Origin of the sequence: Allobosea sp. (assembly GCF_051860145.1) — a bacterium.
In the GTDB taxonomy this organism is placed as follows: Bacteria; Pseudomonadota; Alphaproteobacteria; order Rhizobiales; family Beijerinckiaceae; genus Allobosea.
This window is the reverse complement of the sequence record NZ_JBHYEM010000033.1, coordinates 14344-30079: the sequence shown is the minus strand read 5'-3', so window position 1 is coordinate 30079 and position 15736 is coordinate 14344. Positions and strand designations below refer to the sequence as shown.

Below are 15736 nucleotides of genomic sequence, written 5' to 3'. Positions count from 1 at the left end.
GAGCCCTTCTGGATTGCTTCGCTGACGCTCGCAATGACGGGGACGAACCGGCAGCCGATCTCACGCCTCGTGCAGCCGGCGGTAGATGCCGTTGGCTGCGACGAGGTCGGCATGGCTGCCCTGCTCGGCGATGCCGGTTGCGTCGACCACGACGATCCGGTCGGCGTCGCGGATCGTCGCGAGCCGGTGCGCGATCATCAGTGTCGTGCGGCCCTGCGACAGCTCCGAGAGCGATTGCTGGATGGCGCGCTCGGTCTCGGTGTCCAGCGCCGAGGTCGCCTCGTCCAGGATCAGGATCGGCGGGTTCTTCAGGAAGATCCGGGCGATGGCGAGGCGCTGCTTCTGCCCGCCCGAGAGCTTCACGCCGCGCTCGCCGATGACGGTGTCGAGCCCGTCCGGCATCGCGGCGATGACCTGGTCAAGCCGGGCGCGGCGGGCGGCCTCGAGGATCTCCTCTTCCGTGGCCTCGAGCCGGCCATAGGCGATGTTCTCGCGCATCGTGCCGGCGAACAGGAAGACGTCCTGCTGGACGATGCCGATCTGCCCGCGCAGCGAGGCCAGCGTCATGTCGCGGATGTCGATGCCGTCGATGGTGATCCGCCCGCCACTGACCTCGTAGAAGCGCGGCAGGAGCGAGCAGATCGTCGTCTTGCCGGCGCCCGACGGGCCGACGAAGGCGACCGTCTCGCCGGGCCTTATCGCCAGGTCGATGCCGGCCAGCACCTGCCGGCCGGTCTGGTAGGAGAAGGAGACGTTCTCGTAGCGGATTTCGCCGGCGAGGCGCGGCGTCTCTCGCGCGTCGGCGCGGTCGGCGATATCGGGCTCGGTATCGAGGAACTCGGTATAGCGTCGGAAGCCGGCAATGCCCTTCGGATAGGTCTCGATCACCGAGTTGATCTTCTCGATCGGCCGGAAGAACACCGTGATCAGCAGGAGGAAGCCGACGAAGCCGCCCTGGCTCAGGCTGCCCATGATGACGAGATAGCTGCCGGCGACCATCACCACCATCTGGGTCAGGCGCATGCTGAGATAGCTCAGCGAGATGGTCGCCGCCATGATCCGGTAGGCGTCGAGCTTGGTCTGCCGGTAGTTCTGGTTGTCGCGGGCGAAGAGCTGGCGCTCGTGCTCCTCGTTGGCGAAGGCCTGGACGACGCGGATGCCGCCGACATTCTCCTCGATGCGCGCATTGAAGCTGCCGACGCGGGAGAACAGCATCTGCCAGTTGCGCGTCATCCGCCCGCCATAGCGGCTGGTCAGCCAGCCGGTCAGCGGCACGATCGCCGCGGTGACCAGCGCGAGCTGCGGGCTGACCATGAACATCAGCGCGAAGGCTCCGATCAGCGTCATGATGGCGATGAACAGGTCTTCGGGTCCGTGATGCGCGACCTCGCCGATCTCCTCCAGGTCCTTGGTCAGGCGGGCGACGAGATGGCCGGTCTTCTGGTTGTCGAAAAAGCTGAAGGAGAGCTTCTGGAGATGGTCGAACGCCTTGCGGCGCATCTCGGTCTCGATGTTGATGCCGAGCATGTGACCCCAATAGGTCACCACCGCCATCAGCCCGCTATTGACCAGGTAGATCACCAGCAGCCCGGCGGCACAGACCAGGATCAGCCCCCAGTTCTGCCCCGGCAGCAGCCAGTCGATGAAGAACTTCACCGCCATGGGGAAGGCGAGCTCGAGCAGGCCCGACAGGACCGCGCAGGAAAAATCCAGCAGGAAGAGCCCGCGATGCGGTGCGTAATAGGCGAAGAAGCGGCGAAGCATGGTGGCGATGTCTTCTCAAATCCGGCCGTGCTCGGATCGGTCTCGTGCGATCGCCGGCCTGCGTCCCGCCCGCGCCCGGGAGGCGCGAGCGGCGCCAGTCTCTATAGGAACTATCGGGCCGGAGCGGAATGCCGTTTGCGCATGGCGGGGGCCCTCAAGGCCCGTCCCCGTCAGGCCGGGTCGTCAGGTTCATGGCGATGCCGAGCGCCAGTCCGATGCCGATGCCGGCCCCGATACTATCCAGTGCAATGCCGATCGCGACACCTATGGCGATACCGATCGCGATCCATTGGCCGAGCCTTAGTCCCTGCTTCATCATGATGAACCCGAGGCGCGGGCAGGGGTTCCCCGCCCCGCGCATCCGCTCACCGGTTGTAGCGCACGGGCACGGCCAGCGAGATGGCGCCGCGTCCCAGGCCGTCCGGCGGCGCCGGCACCGGGCTCGCGCGCCGGACCATGCTGACCGCTTCCTGATCGAGCACGGGATCGCCCGAGCTGCCGGCGAGCCTTGCCGAGATGACGCGGCCGCTCTGGTCGATCGAGAAGGCGACCTGGACCGTGCCCGGGCTGGCTCCGCCCGGGAAGCGCTTGTAGCGATTGAGATGAGCGATCAGCATGCCGCGCCAGGACGCGGTCGAGACCGAGGGCCGCGCAGCCGCGCCGGCCGGCGCAGCCGATGGCGCGGCGGCCGGGGCGGTCGAAGGCGGCGGCGCGGCGGCCCGCTTCGCGCGTGGCCGCTCACGCTCGACCTTGCGTTCGACGACGCGCTGCTTCGGCGGCGGCGGCTTGCGTTCAATGCGCTTGGGCGGAGGGGGAGGCGGAGGAGCGAGCACGGCGGCCGGATCCGGCAATTGCGGCAGCTCCGGCAGCTTGATCTCCGGTTCCGGCACCTGGACGGGCTCCGGCTCGATCTCCGACTCCGGCGGCGGGTCCGGCTCCTTCACCGGCTCGGGAGGCTCCGGCGGCGGCGGCTCGACCTCGGTCGCCTGCGGTGCCGGCGGCAGTTCTTCGGGTGGCGCCTCGGGCGCGACGGAGACGGCGGCGAGCTCGATCATGATCGCGGGCTCGGGCGCCCCGGCCGCGGCCTCGTTCGGCCGCCAGCTCAACGCGAACCAGGCCATGCCGCCATGGGCGGTCGCGACCACGAGCGCGGCCGTGCCCCAGCGCAGCAGGGTAGTCCAGAGGCTCGACGTCCCCTTGCCGCTGCGGGCTGTGCTCATGGCCGGGCTCCGCCCGCGGGAGCGGCGTTGCCCTGGCCGGTATCCTCGAGGCCGACCAGCGCGATCTTGAGGTAGCCGGCATTGCGCAGCAGGTTCATCACCTCCATCAGGTCGCGATAGGCGACAGCGCCGTCGGCACGCAGGAAGACGCGCTGCTCGCGGTCGCTGCTGGTCTGCTGGTCGAGGATTGCCTGGAGCTGCTCGCGCGGCACGCCGTCATTGCCGAGCGCCAGCGAGAGGTCGCCCTTCACGGTCAGGAAGACCGGCTTGTCGGGCCGCGGCTGCGGCTGCGCGTTCGAGACCGGCAGGTCGACCGCGACATCGACGGTCGAGAGCGGGGCCGCGACCATGAAGATGATCAGCAGCACCAGGATGACGTCGATGAAGGGCGTGACGTTGATCTCGGAGACTTCGGCGAGATCGCCGTCCTGCGGATCCTTGAGCGAGACGGCCATGGCTCACTCCGCCGACATCAGCGGCGGCACCGCGTGCAGCGGCCGGCCGGGGCGTTGCGCCGCGCGGCGCGCCCGCTCGAGATCGCGCGAGAGATGGCGCAGCACCTCGCCCGAGGCGTCCGAGAGCACGGCGCGGTAGCCGGAGATCGCACGGGCGAAGACGTTGTAGATGATCACCGCCGGAATCGCCGCGACGAGGCCGATCGCGGTCGCAAGCAGCGCCTCGGCGATGCCCGGCGCGACCACGGCGAGATTGGTCGTCTTCGACTGCGAGATGCCGATGAAGGAGTTCATGATGCCCCAGACCGTGCCGAACAGGCCGACGAAGGGCGCCGTCGAGCCGATCGTCGCGAGCAGGCCGGTGCCGCGCGCCATGGCGCGTCCGGCCCGGGCTTCGAGCCGGGAGAGCGCGATCGCGACGCGCTCCTTGATGCCATCGTCGGACAGCTCCACCGAGCGGCGGGTCTCGTCGCGGGCGATCTGCACGAGCTCGGCGACGGTGCCGCGCCGGGTCCAGCCCGTCGCGATCGCCTCCGCAGCGGCTTCGAGGCTGTCGGCCTCCTCCAGTCGGTTCGCGGCGCGCCGCGCCTTGGCCTTGGCGCCCATCAGTTCGAGTGCTTTCGCAAGCCAGATCGTCCAGGTCACCAGCGAGGCGAAGACGAGGCCGACCATCACCGCCTTCACGACGATGTCGGCTGCCATGAACATGCCCCAGGGCGACAGGTCATGCGGCAGCGCCGCGGTCACCACGGGAGCAGGCGCTGGCTGAGCCGCAGGCGGTTGCGTCGGGACAGGCTGGCCATGCGCGCCGCTCGGGCTCTCGGCCGGGCCGGGCGTTGCCGGCTGTTCGGCCGTGGGAGGCGCAGCGGGCGTCTGGGCGAAGCTCGTACCAGCGGGAGCCGCGAGCGCCAGCGCAAGGGCGAGGCCAAGCAGCATCGGTTTGGGCCAGCCGACGCGGTTGGCGTGGCTTGATCTGCGGCCGAGCTTGTCCTGGGCGGTCATGTCGATAGGCTCTCTGTGGTCCCGATAGAGAATCTGCGCTGAGTGCGGAAGGCAATAATTCCACAATTTAATTAGAAAAAATCAAAACTAGGAGTATCAATATGTCGCCGTTACTGACGATTTGTCTTCCGGATGTCAAAGGTAAAGATCAGGAACGTGACGGCATGAAGGCTTTGTTTTGGGAATCCATCTGCGTCATATCGCCGGCCGGCTGGAATCTTCGCCGATTCTGGAATTCCGCTATTTTTAAATAGCTTATCCTCGCCGCCCGTGGCGCGTCGTCCGCCACCAGGCGCGGACGGCGTCGCGGGTGCGCAGCGCCGCGGCATAGAGCGAGCTGGCACGCACCCAGCTCAGCAGGCGCGTGCGCAGGTCGACGATGATCGCCATGCCCCAGGCGAACCAGCCGATGGTCAGGAGCCTGGCGCGGCCGGCATGATAGATGCGCTCGACGATCAGGAAGCTCGCCAGATAGGCGAAGGCCAGGATGACGAGCCCGAGAACCGCCTGGCCGCGCCCGATCAGGATGAGGCCGACGAGCTTCAGCGGCTCGGCAATCGCAAAGGGCACCGCGAGCAGGGCGAGGATGGCGTAACGCGGCAATTGCGCGATCGCCGCCTCGGCCCGCTCGACCAGCTTGCGCTCCGCCAGCCAGCGCGCCGCCGGGCGGTAGATCGGGCGCGCCGCCTCGTCGAGCAGGATCAGCAGCGCCAGCGCGCCGCGCGCGACCAGCAGCAGGCCGCGCCCGAGCGCCGCAGCCATGGTGGAGAAGGAGACAGGCGTCATCGCGCTTCAATGGCGCGCCGGGCCCGGCCTTCGCAAGGGGGGCGAGCCAAATCAGGCCGTGCGGGACCTCGACCGGCCTTCCTCTTCGGGCCGCGTCCTCGATCGATCAGGTCGACTGGGGAATGCGCGCGATGACCTTGATCTCGAAATCGAAGCCCGCCAGCCAGTTCACGCCGATCGCGGTCCAGTTCGGGTAGGGTTTTTCGCCGATCGCCTTCAGCCGGACGGCGGTGACGGTCTCCCATTGCGTGGCCGGGTCGGTGTGGAAGGAGGTCACGTCGACGACGTCGTCGAACGTGCAGCCGGCGGCCTTCAGCACTGCCGTGAGATTGTCGAAGGCAAGCTGGACTTGGCTTTCGAAGACCGGCTCGGGCGAGCCGTCCTCGCGGCTACCGACCTGGCCCGAGACGAACAGAAGATCGCCCGAGCGGATCGCCGCCGAATAGCGGTTGATCTCGTAGAGCGCCTGCCGTCCGGCAGGAAAGACCGCATCGCGTTTCGCCATCGTTTTTCACTCCATTCAGGCAAGGCAGGCATCCCCGCCTCCCTGAGATACGCCCCCTATGGCGGCATATCGGAGCATACGTGCCGTATGTCAACACGCATACGAGGCGTATGCGTGTTGTTGAGGCGGGCCGCAGGGAGTTTCCGCGCAGCCCGGTATGTCGCGCCCTCAATCGGTGAAGACGACGGTCTTCTTGCCGTTCAGCACGACGCGGTCTTCGAGATGCTGCAGCACCGCCCGCGCCAGCACGCGCCGCTCGATATCGCGGCCTTTGCGCACCAGCGCGTCGGGCGTATCGCGATGCGAGATGCGCTCGACGTCCTGCTCGATGATCGGCCCCTCGTCGAGGTCGGGCGTGACGTAATGCGCCGTCGCGCCGATCAGCTTCACGCCGCGCTCATGCGCCTGGTGATAGGGCTTGGCGCCCTTGAAGCCGGGCAGGAAGGAATGGTGGATGTTGATGCAGCGGCCGAGCAGCTTGGCCGAGAGCCCGTCCGACAGGACCTGCATGTAGCGCGCGAGCACGACGAGATCGGTGCCGCTTTCCTGCACGAGCTGCCAGATCCGTGCCTCCTGCTCCATCTTGGTCTGCCGGGTGATCGGAAGATGATGGAAGGGCAGATCGCCGATATCGGTCGAGGCGATGCTGTCGCGGCCATGGTTGGAGACGATTCCCGCGATTTCCATCGGCAATTCGCCGATGCGCCAGCGATAGATCAGGTCGGCGAGGCAATGGTCGAATTTCGAGACCAGCAGCATCACGCGCTTCTTCGCATGCTGCTCGCGCAAGGTGAAATCCATGGCGAAGCGCTCGGCGAGCGTGCCGAACGCTTCGGTGATCTCGGCATGCGAGCGGCTCTCGTCGAGGCGCTCGAAGACGACGCGCATGAAGAAGCGCCCGGTCTCGAGATCGTCGAATTGCTGGGCGTCGCGGATGGTGCAGCCGGTCTCGAACAGCAGGCTAGATACGGCGGCGACGATGCCCGGACGGTCGGGGCAGGAGAGGGTGAGGATGGCGATACGATCGGACATGGCTGGCGCCGCCCGGTCAGGGCGGTCCTCCTGAAGAGAAATGGGAAAAAGGCGAGGTTTTGAGGGCGCGCGCCGCGCTGCGCTCAACCTCGTCCCGTCGTCGCCAGGCAGCCGAATTCCGCGACCGATGCGGAGAGCCAGGACCAGAAGCTGCCCGCCATGCTGCGCGCGGCCGCGATCTCGAAGACCCCGTCGCCCGACGCCGGATCGTCCGCGAGCCGCCAGAGATGCACGCCCATATAGGCGATGCTCGTCAGGGCGGTTGCGCCGACTGGGAAAACCGAAGGGTGCAGGTCGATCATGCAGCCCTTGGCGAGGGCGTCGCGGATATTCGGTCCCGACAGCCGCAATGTCGCGCGACCGTCCGACTGGTCGCTGACGGCCGCCACCGCACCGAGGTCGCGCAGCAGCTCCGCGAAGCCGTCCCGGCTCTCGGCGATGAGCAGCCATTGCTCCGGCCCGGCCCAGATCAGGCCGTGCCCGTTCGCGAAGACGGCGCGCGGCGTCGCCGGCAGATCGAGCCCCATCGGCTTCAGCGCCGCTGCCAGCGCATCGTGCCCGCCTTCCGTCGCGATCAGGCTGGCGATTCCGAGCCCGTCGCGCGTTGCGACCGAGATTCCGGCCTGCCCGGTCGCGCCGAAGGGGCCCGGCGCGATGATGCCGGCCCAGGGGCCGCGCGGCTGCCACGCCGCCATGGTCGCTGCCTCAGACATGCAGGCGCGCTCCTTCCGGATCGACGAAGATCGGGTTGCAGATCTCGACGACGATGTCGCCGTTGCGGACGGGATCGACGGCGCGGATGCGCTCGCCGATGCGCTGCGGCCCGTTCCTGAGCAGGCCGAGCCCGATCCAGTGCTTCAGCACCGGCGAATAGGCGACCGAGGTCATGTAGCCCTCGTCATGCGCCATGGTCGCCGGCTTGCCGATGCCGATGAAATGCGCGCCGGCGCGCAGGCGCTGTCCGGTCTCGACCGGCCTGAAGCCGACGAGCATCGGACGGTCCGCCTCGACCAGCGCCGCGCGCCCGGCCATGACGCGGCCGAGGAAATCCTTCTTCGACGACATCATCCGGCCAAGACCGAGATCGCGTGCGGTGGTCTGGCCGTTGAGCTCGTTGCCGGCGACATGGCCCTTCTCGATCCGCATCACGCCGAGCGCCTCGGTGCCATAGGGCGTGATGCCGTGCTCGGCGCCCGCCGCCATCAGAGCCTGCATCATCGCCTCGCCATGATCGGCCGGGACGGCGAGCTCATAGGCGAGCTCGCCGGAGAAGGAGATGCGGAAGAGCCGGGCGGGGATACCGCCGCCGACCGTGACGGAGCGCGCCGCGAGATAGGGGAAGGCCTCGTTCGAGAGATCGTGCTGGGCATCGACGACGCCGCGCAGCACCTCGCGCGCCTTCGGCCCGGCGATAGCGGCCTGCGCCCATTGCTCCGAGACCGAGGTCATGCGGACGTCGAGATCGGGCCACAGCACCTGGTGGCAGAATTCGAGATGCTGCATCACCTTGCCGGCATTGGCCGTGGTGGTCGTCATCAGGAAATGCGCCTCGGCCAGCCGCGAGGTGGTGCCGTCATCCATGACGAAGCCGTCCTCGCGCAGCATCAGCCCGTAGCGCGCCTTGCCGACGGGGAGCGCCTTCCAGCCATTGATATAGACGCGCTCGAGGAACTCGGCGGCGCCGGCGCCCTGGATGTCGATCTTGCCGAGCGTCGAGACGTCGCAGAGACCGACGCCGTTGCGCACCGCCAGCACCTCGCGGTTGACCGTGGTCAGCCAATGATCCTCGCCGGGTTTCGGATAATACTGGGCGCGCATCCAGGCGCCGCTCTCGACGAAGACGGCGCCCTGCTCCTGCGACCAGCGATGCGTGGGCGCAAGCCGGATCGGCCGGAAATCCTTGCCGCGATGATGGCCGGCCAGCGCGCCGATCGCGACCGGCGTATAGGGCGGGCGGAAGATCGTCGTGCCGGTCTCGGGGATCGTCCTGCCGGTCTGCTCGGCCATGATGGCGAGGCCGCTGATGTTCGAGGTCTTGCCCTGGTCGGTCGCCATGCCGAGCGTGGTGTAGCGCTTGAGATGCTCGACGGGCTTGAACCCTTCGCGCGCCGCAAGCTCGACATCGCTGTCGGTGACGTCGTTCTGAAAATCGACGAAGGCCTTCCCCTTGCCGCCCTTGACCCGCCAGACAGGCGAGACCGCGCTCGCCTCCGGGTCGGTCTTCGGGACGGGCGGCAGCGCCTTCGCTTTGAGGCCGCAATCGGCTGCGGCCTCGGCGCCGAGCCGTGCGCCGTCTTCCAGCGTCTGCGCCAGGGTGAAGCGGCCGGCGGCGGTTCCGGCGACGCTCAGGCCGGCGGGCAGCGTGCCCGGCACGAAGGCCTGGATCGCCTCGTCCCAGACCGGCCGCGTATTCTGGTGCGAGGTCAGGTGCAGCGTCGGGTTCCAGCCATTCGAGACGGCGAGCAGGTCGCAGGCGATGCCTGTCTCCTGTCCCGAGGCCTCGCGGATCGTCACCTGGCTCAGCGCCTTGCCGCCCGAGGCGCGGCTGACGGTGCTGCCGGCGAAGAGGCGCGCGCCGATCGCCTTGGCGAGTGCGACGAGCGCTGCATCGAGCTGCGGGCGCGGATCGACGATGGCCGCGACCCTGGCGCCTGCGGCGGCGAGGTCGCGCGCTGTCGCCCAGCCATCGTCACCGGTGGTGAAGACCACGGCCTCGCGCCCGGGCAGCACGGCATAGCGATTGAGATAGGCCCTGACGGAGCCGGCCAGCATCACGCCCGGCGTGTCGTTGCCGGCGAAGACGATCGGCCGCTCGATCGCGCCGGCCGCCAGCACGGCGCGCTTCGCATGGATGCGCCAGGCCCGCTGGCGCGGCTGATGCGCCGGCGGCACCGGCAGATGGTCGTTGACGCGCTCGATCACGCCATAGATGCCGTGATCATAGACGCCATAGACCGTGCTGCGCGGCATGATCCGCACCTCGGGCAGGCTCGCAAGCTCGGCGAGCGTGTCGGCGAGCCATTCCGAGCCGGCGCGCGCCTCGATCTCGCGCTTGTCGGCGAGCAGGCGGCCGCCCGGCCGGAAATCCTCGTCGCAGAGGATGACGCGGGCGCCGCTGCGCCCCGCTGCCAACGCGGCCGAGAGCCCGGCCGGCCCGCCGCCGATGACGAGCACGTCGCAGAAGGCGAAGGCCTTCTCGTAATGGTCCGGATCCTCGGCCATCGCGGCCCGGCCGAGTCCCGCCGCACGGCGGATCAGCGGCTCGTAGAGCTTCTCCCAGAAGCTCGCCGGCCACATGAAGGTCTTGTAGTAGAAGCCGGCGGTCAGGGCCGGCGCGAGCAGCGAGTTGACCGACAGGATGTCGAAGGCGAGCGAGGGCCAGCGGTTCTGGCTGGCGGCCTCGAGCCCGTCATAGAGCTCGGCGACCGTGGCCCGCGTGTTCGGCTCGCGCCGTGCGCCCGAGCGCAGCTCGACCAGCGCATTGGGCTCCTCCGGCCCGGCCGAGAGGATGCCGCGCGGCCGGTGGTATTTGAAGGAGCGGCCGACGAGGCGCACGCCATTGGCGAGCAATGCCGAGGCCAGCGTGTCGCCGGCAAAACCCAGGTAGCTCTTGCCGTCGAAGCGGAAGCCCTGCGGCTGCGCCCGCTCGATCAGGCCGCCATCGCCGCGGCGGAAAGGCTGCTCGGCGCTCATGCCGCGTCTCCCTTGGCGAGCGCCTTGGCTGGCTCGACCGCCTCGATGGCATGGCTCCTGGTGTTGCGGGTCACGACCAGCCAGGCATGGCAGCCGGCGCCGTGATACCAGAGCTCGCGATGCCGCCCGGCCGGATTGCCGCGCTGGTAGACATAGTCGTGCATCGCCGCTTCCGTCGTTGCCATTCCGTCGGGCCGCTTCGGATTGGCGTCGCCGAGATAAGTGAATTCCTGGACGTCGCGGGCGCCGCAATAAGGGCAGGTGATGCGCATGGGGAAGGTATCCTGAGCCGGCTCAGTGCAGATTTGGCTGGGCGCCGGCGCCCTTTTCGTCGATGACGCGGCCGGTCGCGAAACGGTCGAGCCTGAAGGCGGTCGCGACCTCGTGCGGTTCGTCTCGGGCGATCAGATGCGCGAAGCACCAGCCCGAGGCCGGCGTCGCCTTGAAGCCGCCATAGCACCAGCCGGCATTGAGATAGAGGCCCTGGACCGGCGTGTGGTCGATGATCGGCGAGCCGTCCATCGACATGTCCATGATGCCACCCCAGTGGCGCAGCATGCGGATGCGGCCGAGTCCCGGCCAGAGCGCCATCGCCGATTCCATCACGTCCTCGATCACTGGCAAATTGCCGCGCTGGGCGTAGGAGTTGTAGCCGTCGATATCGCCGCCGAAGACGAGCCCGCCCTTGTCCGACTGGCTGATGTAGAAATGACCGGCGCCATAGGTCACGACATTGTCGATCAGCGGCTTGACGCCTTCCGAGACGAAAGCCTGCAGCACATGGCTCTCGATCGGCAGCCGCATCCCGGCCATCGCCACCAGCCGCGAGGAATTGCCGGCGACGGCCAGCGCGACCTTCTTCGCCCTGATCGCGCCACGCGTCGTCTGCACGCCGGTGATGCGGCCGTCCGTGATGTCGAGCCCGGTGACCTCGCAGTTCTGGACGATGTCGACGCCGCGCTGGTCGGCGGCGCGGGCATAGCCCCAGGCGACGGCGTCGTGCCGCACTGAGCCGCCGCGCTTCTGCAGGAGCCCGCCCTGGATCGGGAAGCGGCCATCCTCGTAGTTCAGGAACGGCACCATGGCGCGCACCTGTTCGCGGTCGAGCAGGTCGGCATCGACCCCGGCGAGCCGCATGGCGTTGCCGCGCCTAGCGAAAGCGTCGCGCTGGGCGTCCGAATGGAAGAGGTTCAGCACGCCGCGCTGGCTGACCATCGCGTTGTAGTTGATGTCCTGCTCCAGCCCCTCCCAGAGCTTCAGGGAGTGCTCGTAGAACGGCGTGTTGCCGGGCAGGAGGTAGTTCGAGCGGATGATCGTGGTGTTCCGCCCGACATTGCCCGAGCCGATATAGCCCTTCTCGATCACCGCCACGTTCGTGATGCCGTGCTGGCTCGCGAGGTAATAGGCTGTTGCCAGCCCGTGGCCGCCGCCGCCAATGACCAGCACGTCGTATTCGCCCTTCGGCGCGGCGTCGCGCCAGGCCGGCGTCCAGCCGCGATGGCCTTTCAGCGTCTGGGCAGCGAGGGAGAAGATCGAATAGCGCATCGGATACCCGGAGGTCTTGTACCAGAAGGTCTCGGCCGGACAGGATTTGGCGCCGGGCTTGTCATCGTGAGATTGCCGAACATAGTCTGGCGGACATGACCATCAGCGACGCGAGTTTGACTTTGAGCGACGGAGGCAGCGAAGCCGCGCCGACTCATGTCGGCTTCCTGCTCATCCCCGATTTCGCGCTGCTCGCCTATGCCTCCGCGATCGAGCCGCTGCGCGCCGCGAACCGGCTCTCCGGCCGCAATCTTTATCGCTGGAGCCATGTCTCGATCGACGGCGCCCCGGCGCCGGCCTCGAACGGCGTCGACATCCGGGCCGATTTCGGCGTCGGCGAGGAGGCCCGGCTCGACTACCTTCTCGTCTGCGCCGGCGGCAATCCGGCCGCCTTCCAGCATCCCGCCACCTTCGCCTGGCTCAGGCAGCTGGCGCGCCGCGGCGTCAGGCTCGGCGGCGTCTCGGGCGGGCCCTATATCCTGGCGCGGGCGAACGTGCTCGGCGGCTATCGCTTCACGATCCACTGGGAGCATGCGCCGGCCTTCATCGAGGACTACCCGAATCTCGACCTGCGCCGCTCGCTCTACGAGATCGACCGCGACCGGCTGACCTCCAGCGGCGGCACCGCCCCCCTCGACATGATGCACGCCGTCATTGCCCGCGAGCATGGCAGCGAGCTCGCGCTCGCGGTCAGCGAATGGTTCCTGCAGACCCATGTCAGGGAAGGCGAGGGGCCGCAGCGCATGCCGCTGCGCGAACGGCTCGGCGTCAGCCATGCGCCGCTGCTGCGCGTCGTCGGGCGGATGGAGCAGAACCTGGAGGCGCCCCTGTCGCGTGGTGAGCTCGCCCGCACCGCCGGCGTCTCGCTGCGCCAGCTCGAGCGGCTGTTCCGGCTGCATCTCGGCCGCTCGCTCGGCGAGCATTATCTCGGCCTGCGGCTGGAGCGCGCCCGTGACCTGCTGCGCCAGACCAGCCTCTCGGTGCTCGAGATCGCGCTGGCCTGCGGCTTTTCGAGCGCGAGCCATTTTTCTCGGGCCTATCGCGCCCGCTTCAGCCATTCGCCTCGCGCCGAGCGCGTTCCCCACCGCAAGGCGGTTTGGCGCTGAAGATCAAGCAAACGTCGCTTTGCGACAAATCTTCCGCGGCATAGGCCGGAACTCTAGGTCCAACGAATAACGGGGACCGGATGCCATGAAACGTACCATCACGCTCGCGCTCGCCTGCGCCGCCATGCTCGCCGCCTTGCCGGCGCTCGCCCAGGACTCGCTCGCCAAGATCAAGGAGAAGGGCGTCCTCACCGTCGGCGTCAAGAACGACTACAAGCCCTGGGGCTTCCTCGAGCCGTCGGGCAAGATCGTCGGGCTCGAGATCGACCTCGCCCAGTCCGTCGCCGACAAGCTCGGCGTCAAGCTCGAGATGCTCCCGGTGATCGCGGCCAACCGCATGGAGTTCCTCAAGCAGGGCCGCATCGACATGGTGCTGGCGACGATGGGCGACACCGCTGACCGCCGCAAGGTCGTCGGCATGGTCGAGCCCAACTACTATGCCGGCGCCACCAATGTGCTGGCGCCCAAGAGCGCCAACCTGAAGAAATGGGAGGACCTGAAGGGCCGCAAGGTCTGCGGCGTCCAGGGCGCCTATTACAACCGCCGCGTCACGCAGATGTATGCGCCCGAGCTCGTCGTCTTCCCCTCGGTGCCGGATGCGCTCAACGCACTGCAGGGAAATAACTGCGTCGCCTTCCTGTTCGACGACACGCTGATCGTCTCGACGCTCGCCGGCGGCGACGCGAAATGGGCGAATTACGAGATGCCGCTGGTCTCCGAGGACCCGCAGCTCTGGGCCATCGGCATCCGGCTCGAGGACATGGACGCGCCCTTCGGCAAGCTCCTCAAGGAGATGTCGGTCGACTGGCACAAAAGCGGCAAGCTGCTCGAGCTCGAGACCAAATGGGGCATCAAGCAGAGCCCCTATCTGATCGAGACCAACAAGAAGCTGAAGGCGGCGTCGTAAGCTTCAGCCGTCATTCCCGGGCGAAGCGAAGCGCAGACCCGGGAATCTCGTGACCAGAGAGCTGGTTTCCGAGATGGTCGGGTCAAGCCCGACCATGACGGCGCGCAGCTTGCCAAGGTTCTCCCATGATCGCCTCCTTCTTCCAGTGGCTCAATGACGCGCACGGGCTGAACTTCTCGGTCTTCTACGACGCGTTCGACCGCTCGCGCTTCCTCACCGGGCTATGGACGACGATCTATATCTGCGTCGTCTCGATCGTCGCCTCGCTGGCGCTGGGCCTTCTCGGCGTCTGGCTCGCCGGCGGCAATTCGCGGATCGGGCGGCTCGTCGTGCGCGCCTATGTCCAATTCTTCCGCAACACGCCGCCGCTGGTGCAACTCTCCTTCTTCTATTTCGCCGTGGCGAGCCTGCTACCGACGGTCGGCGACGGTTTCGGCGGCCAGTCTCCGCTGGTCTCCGGCACCGGCTGGGCGATCATCGCCTTCTCGCTCTTCGCCGGCGCCTTCAATGTCGAGATTTTTCGGGCAGGCATCGAGGCGGTGCCCTCGACCACGATCGAGGCGGCGGAGTCGCTCGGCTATACCCGCCTGCAGCTCTATCTCCATGTCGTCCTGCCGCTCGCCTTCCGCATCTGCCTGCCGGCGCTCAACAACAACCTGATCAACCTGGTGAAGACCACGACCCTGGCCTATGCCATCGGCGTGCCGGAGCTGCTCTATGCCGCCTCGCAGATCTGGTCGGAAATGTTCAATGTCCGCGAGATGATGAACGTCCTGCTCGTCACCTATGTCGCGCTCGTCGCCGTGCTGGTCTGGATCATGGGGCGCTGGGAGCGGGCGATGCGCATCCCCGGCTATTCGACATGAGGGCGGGCGTAACCGACCTGCCGGTGCTCATGCCCTTCCGGGCGCCGACGCCGATCGCTCCTTCGGGCTTTGCCGCTCCGACGCTGCTCGGCGGCGGCACGCTTGCCTCCTTCGCCATCCTCTTTTGCGCCTCGCTGACGCTGGCCCAGGTCGCGGCGCGTCCTGCGACCGAAAGCGCGATGACCGTGCTGCTGCGCTGGGCGCCGCTGATCTTCGAGGGCTTCCTGTTCAACATCCTGATCAGCTTCCTCTCTATGGCGCTCGGCACCCTCGTCGGCCTGCTGGTCGGCATCGCGCAGGTCTCGCTCGTCGCGCCGCTGCGCAAGAGCGCCTGGGGCCTGACCCAGTTCTTCCGCAACGCGCCCTGGCTGGTGCTGCTGTTCTACGCGATGTTCCTGCTGCCCTTCGAGTTCAGGCTGTTTGGCCTCACCATCGCCTTCCCCGCCTGGGTCAAGGCGATCATCGGGCTGGCGCTGCCGGTCGCCGCCAATGTCTCCGAGATCGTGCGCGGCGGCATCAGGTCGATCCCCTCCGGCCAATGGGAATCGGCCGAGGCGCTCGCCTTCACGCGCAGGCAGACGATGTGGATGATCATCCTGCCGCAGGCCTTCAAGCGGATGATCCCGCCCTGGATGAACCTCTACGCCATCCTGACCATGGCGACGACGCTGATCTCGGTCGTCGGCATCCAGGACGGGCTGACCATCACCCGCGCGGCGCTGGTCGCGGAGAGCCGGCCCGAGCTGATGATCCCGATGTATCTGCTGCTGCTGCTGATGTTCTTCGCCTATTGCTACCCGATCGCGCGGGCGACCCTGGCGCTCGAGCGCCGCTTCAACGTGAAGGGCTGACGCG

The 15736-nt window shown here is 67.8% G+C and carries 16 protein-coding genes; 4 read left to right on the top strand and 12 right to left on the bottom strand.

The annotated features are described in order from the left end of the window. Positions 1-60 precede the first annotated feature (60 nt). From ACTIF2_RS26590 to ACTIF2_RS26535, 12 genes are all read right to left on the bottom strand, one after another. Positions 61-1764, bottom strand: coding sequence for an ABC transporter ATP-binding protein (locus ACTIF2_RS26590; RefSeq protein WP_439500155.1), 1704 nt, complete (start codon positions 1762-1764; stop codon positions 61-63). A gap of 154 nt (positions 1765-1918) precedes the next feature. Next, positions 1919-2083: a glycine zipper domain-containing protein gene (locus ACTIF2_RS26585; protein WP_439500154.1), complete on the bottom strand. Its 165-nt coding sequence runs from the start codon at positions 2081-2083 to the stop codon at positions 1919-1921. Positions 2084-2129: 46 nt separating this feature from the next. Next, the gene (locus tag ACTIF2_RS26580; RefSeq protein WP_439500153.1) at positions 2130-2984 is read right to left on the bottom strand and encodes an energy transducer TonB family protein; all 855 of its coding nucleotides are present in this window, start codon (positions 2982-2984) and stop codon (positions 2130-2132) included. After that, the gene (gene exbD, locus ACTIF2_RS26575; RefSeq protein WP_439500152.1) at positions 2981-3439 is read right to left on the bottom strand and encodes a TonB system transport protein ExbD; all 459 of its coding nucleotides are present in this window, start codon (positions 3437-3439) and stop codon (positions 2981-2983) included. The genes ACTIF2_RS26580 and exbD overlap by 4 nt, the downstream gene beginning before the upstream one ends. 3 nt (positions 3440-3442) lie before the next feature. Continuing rightward, positions 3443-4441, bottom strand: coding sequence for a tonB-system energizer ExbB (exbB, locus tag ACTIF2_RS26570; protein ID WP_439500151.1), 999 nt, complete (start codon positions 4439-4441; stop codon positions 3443-3445). 255 nt (positions 4442-4696) lie between these two features. After that, on the bottom strand, positions 4697-5227 hold the full coding sequence (locus ACTIF2_RS26565; protein WP_439500150.1) for a hypothetical protein: 531 nt from the start codon (positions 5225-5227) through the stop codon (positions 4697-4699). A 106-nt stretch (positions 5228-5333) separates the two neighbouring features. Further along, positions 5334-5732 (bottom strand): RidA family protein, encoded by a 399-nt coding sequence (locus ACTIF2_RS26560; protein ID WP_439500149.1) that lies wholly within the window; start codon positions 5730-5732, stop codon positions 5334-5336. A gap of 168 nt (positions 5733-5900) precedes the next feature. Then, entirely contained in the window at positions 5901-6764 is an 864-nt protein-coding gene (gene purU / locus ACTIF2_RS26555) for a formyltetrahydrofolate deformylase (RefSeq protein WP_439500148.1), read from the bottom strand. 83 nt (positions 6765-6847) lie between these two features. Continuing rightward, positions 6848-7477: a sarcosine oxidase subunit gamma gene (locus ACTIF2_RS26550; RefSeq protein ID WP_439500147.1), complete on the bottom strand. Its 630-nt coding sequence runs from the start codon at positions 7475-7477 to the stop codon at positions 6848-6850. Continuing rightward, a complete protein-coding gene (locus ACTIF2_RS26545; RefSeq protein WP_439500146.1) occupies positions 7470-10457 on the bottom strand; it encodes a sarcosine oxidase subunit alpha family protein in 2988 nt (995 codons plus the stop codon). The genes ACTIF2_RS26550 and ACTIF2_RS26545 overlap by 8 nt, the downstream gene beginning before the upstream one ends. Continuing rightward, positions 10454-10729: a sarcosine oxidase subunit delta gene (locus ACTIF2_RS26540; protein ID WP_439500145.1), complete on the bottom strand. Its 276-nt coding sequence runs from the start codon at positions 10727-10729 to the stop codon at positions 10454-10456. The genes ACTIF2_RS26545 and ACTIF2_RS26540 overlap by 4 nt, the downstream gene beginning before the upstream one ends. A 22-nt stretch (positions 10730-10751) precedes the next feature. Then, positions 10752-12002: a sarcosine oxidase subunit beta family protein gene (locus ACTIF2_RS26535; protein ID WP_439500144.1), complete on the bottom strand. Its 1251-nt coding sequence runs from the start codon at positions 12000-12002 to the stop codon at positions 10752-10754. Positions 12003-12097: 95 nt separating this feature from the next. On the opposite strand from ACTIF2_RS26535, the gene ACTIF2_RS26530 reads away from it, so the two are divergent. The 4 genes from ACTIF2_RS26530 to ACTIF2_RS26515 all read left to right on the top strand — a co-directional run bounded on the left by ACTIF2_RS26530 (position 12098) and on the right by ACTIF2_RS26515 (position 15732). Beyond that, positions 12098-13108 (top strand): GlxA family transcriptional regulator, encoded by a 1011-nt coding sequence (locus ACTIF2_RS26530; protein ID WP_439500143.1) that lies wholly within the window; start codon positions 12098-12100, stop codon positions 13106-13108. 85 nt (positions 13109-13193) lie between these two features. Next, positions 13194-14015 carry a transporter substrate-binding domain-containing protein gene (locus ACTIF2_RS26525; RefSeq protein ID WP_439500142.1) on the top strand — a complete coding sequence of 274 codons (822 nt, stop codon included), beginning with the start codon at positions 13194-13196 and terminating at the stop codon, positions 14013-14015. A 125-nt stretch (positions 14016-14140) separates the two neighbouring features. Continuing rightward, a complete protein-coding gene (locus ACTIF2_RS26520; protein WP_439500141.1) occupies positions 14141-14881 on the top strand; it encodes an amino acid ABC transporter permease in 741 nt (246 codons plus the stop codon). Next, entirely contained in the window at positions 14878-15732 is an 855-nt protein-coding gene (locus tag ACTIF2_RS26515) for an amino acid ABC transporter permease (RefSeq protein WP_439500140.1), read from the top strand. Before ACTIF2_RS26520 ends, ACTIF2_RS26515 begins: the two co-directional genes overlap by 4 nt. Positions 15733-15736: the final 4 nt, after the last annotated feature.

Excerpts from the sequence above, each read along its gene's own strand:
- ACTIF2_RS26590 (WP_439500155.1), bottom strand. The coding sequence starts at position 1,764 with ATGCTTCGCCGCTTCTTCGCCTATTACGCACCGCATCGCGGGCTCTTC.
- ACTIF2_RS26585 (WP_439500154.1), bottom strand. The coding sequence starts at position 2,083 with ATGATGAAGCAGGGACTAAGGCTCGGCCAATGGATCGCGATCGGTATC.
- ACTIF2_RS26580 (WP_439500153.1), bottom strand. The coding sequence starts at position 2,984 with ATGAGCACAGCCCGCAGCGGCAAGGGGACGTCGAGCCTCTGGACTACC.
- exbD (WP_439500152.1), bottom strand. The coding sequence starts at position 3,439 with ATGGCCGTCTCGCTCAAGGATCCGCAGGACGGCGATCTCGCCGAAGTC.
- exbB (WP_439500151.1), bottom strand. The coding sequence starts at position 4,441 with ATGACCGCCCAGGACAAGCTCGGCCGCAGATCAAGCCACGCCAACCGC.
- ACTIF2_RS26565 (WP_439500150.1), bottom strand. The coding sequence starts at position 5,227 with ATGACGCCTGTCTCCTTCTCCACCATGGCTGCGGCGCTCGGGCGCGGC.
- ACTIF2_RS26560 (WP_439500149.1), bottom strand. The coding sequence starts at position 5,732 with ATGGCGAAACGCGATGCGGTCTTTCCTGCCGGACGGCAGGCGCTCTAC.
- purU (WP_439500148.1), bottom strand. The coding sequence starts at position 6,764 with ATGTCCGATCGTATCGCCATCCTCACCCTCTCCTGCCCCGACCGTCCG.
- ACTIF2_RS26550 (WP_439500147.1), bottom strand. The coding sequence starts at position 7,477 with ATGTCTGAGGCAGCGACCATGGCGGCGTGGCAGCCGCGCGGCCCCTGG.
- ACTIF2_RS26545 (WP_439500146.1), bottom strand. The coding sequence starts at position 10,457 with ATGAGCGCCGAGCAGCCTTTCCGCCGCGGCGATGGCGGCCTGATCGAG.
- ACTIF2_RS26540 (WP_439500145.1), bottom strand. The coding sequence starts at position 10,729 with ATGCGCATCACCTGCCCTTATTGCGGCGCCCGCGACGTCCAGGAATTC.
- ACTIF2_RS26535 (WP_439500144.1), bottom strand. The coding sequence starts at position 12,002 with ATGCGCTATTCGATCTTCTCCCTCGCTGCCCAGACGCTGAAAGGCCAT.
- ACTIF2_RS26530 (WP_439500143.1), top strand. The coding sequence starts at position 12,098 with ATGACCATCAGCGACGCGAGTTTGACTTTGAGCGACGGAGGCAGCGAA.
- ACTIF2_RS26525 (WP_439500142.1), top strand. The coding sequence starts at position 13,194 with ATGAAACGTACCATCACGCTCGCGCTCGCCTGCGCCGCCATGCTCGCC.
- ACTIF2_RS26520 (WP_439500141.1), top strand. The coding sequence starts at position 14,141 with ATGATCGCCTCCTTCTTCCAGTGGCTCAATGACGCGCACGGGCTGAAC.
- ACTIF2_RS26515 (WP_439500140.1), top strand. The coding sequence starts at position 14,878 with ATGAGGGCGGGCGTAACCGACCTGCCGGTGCTCATGCCCTTCCGGGCG.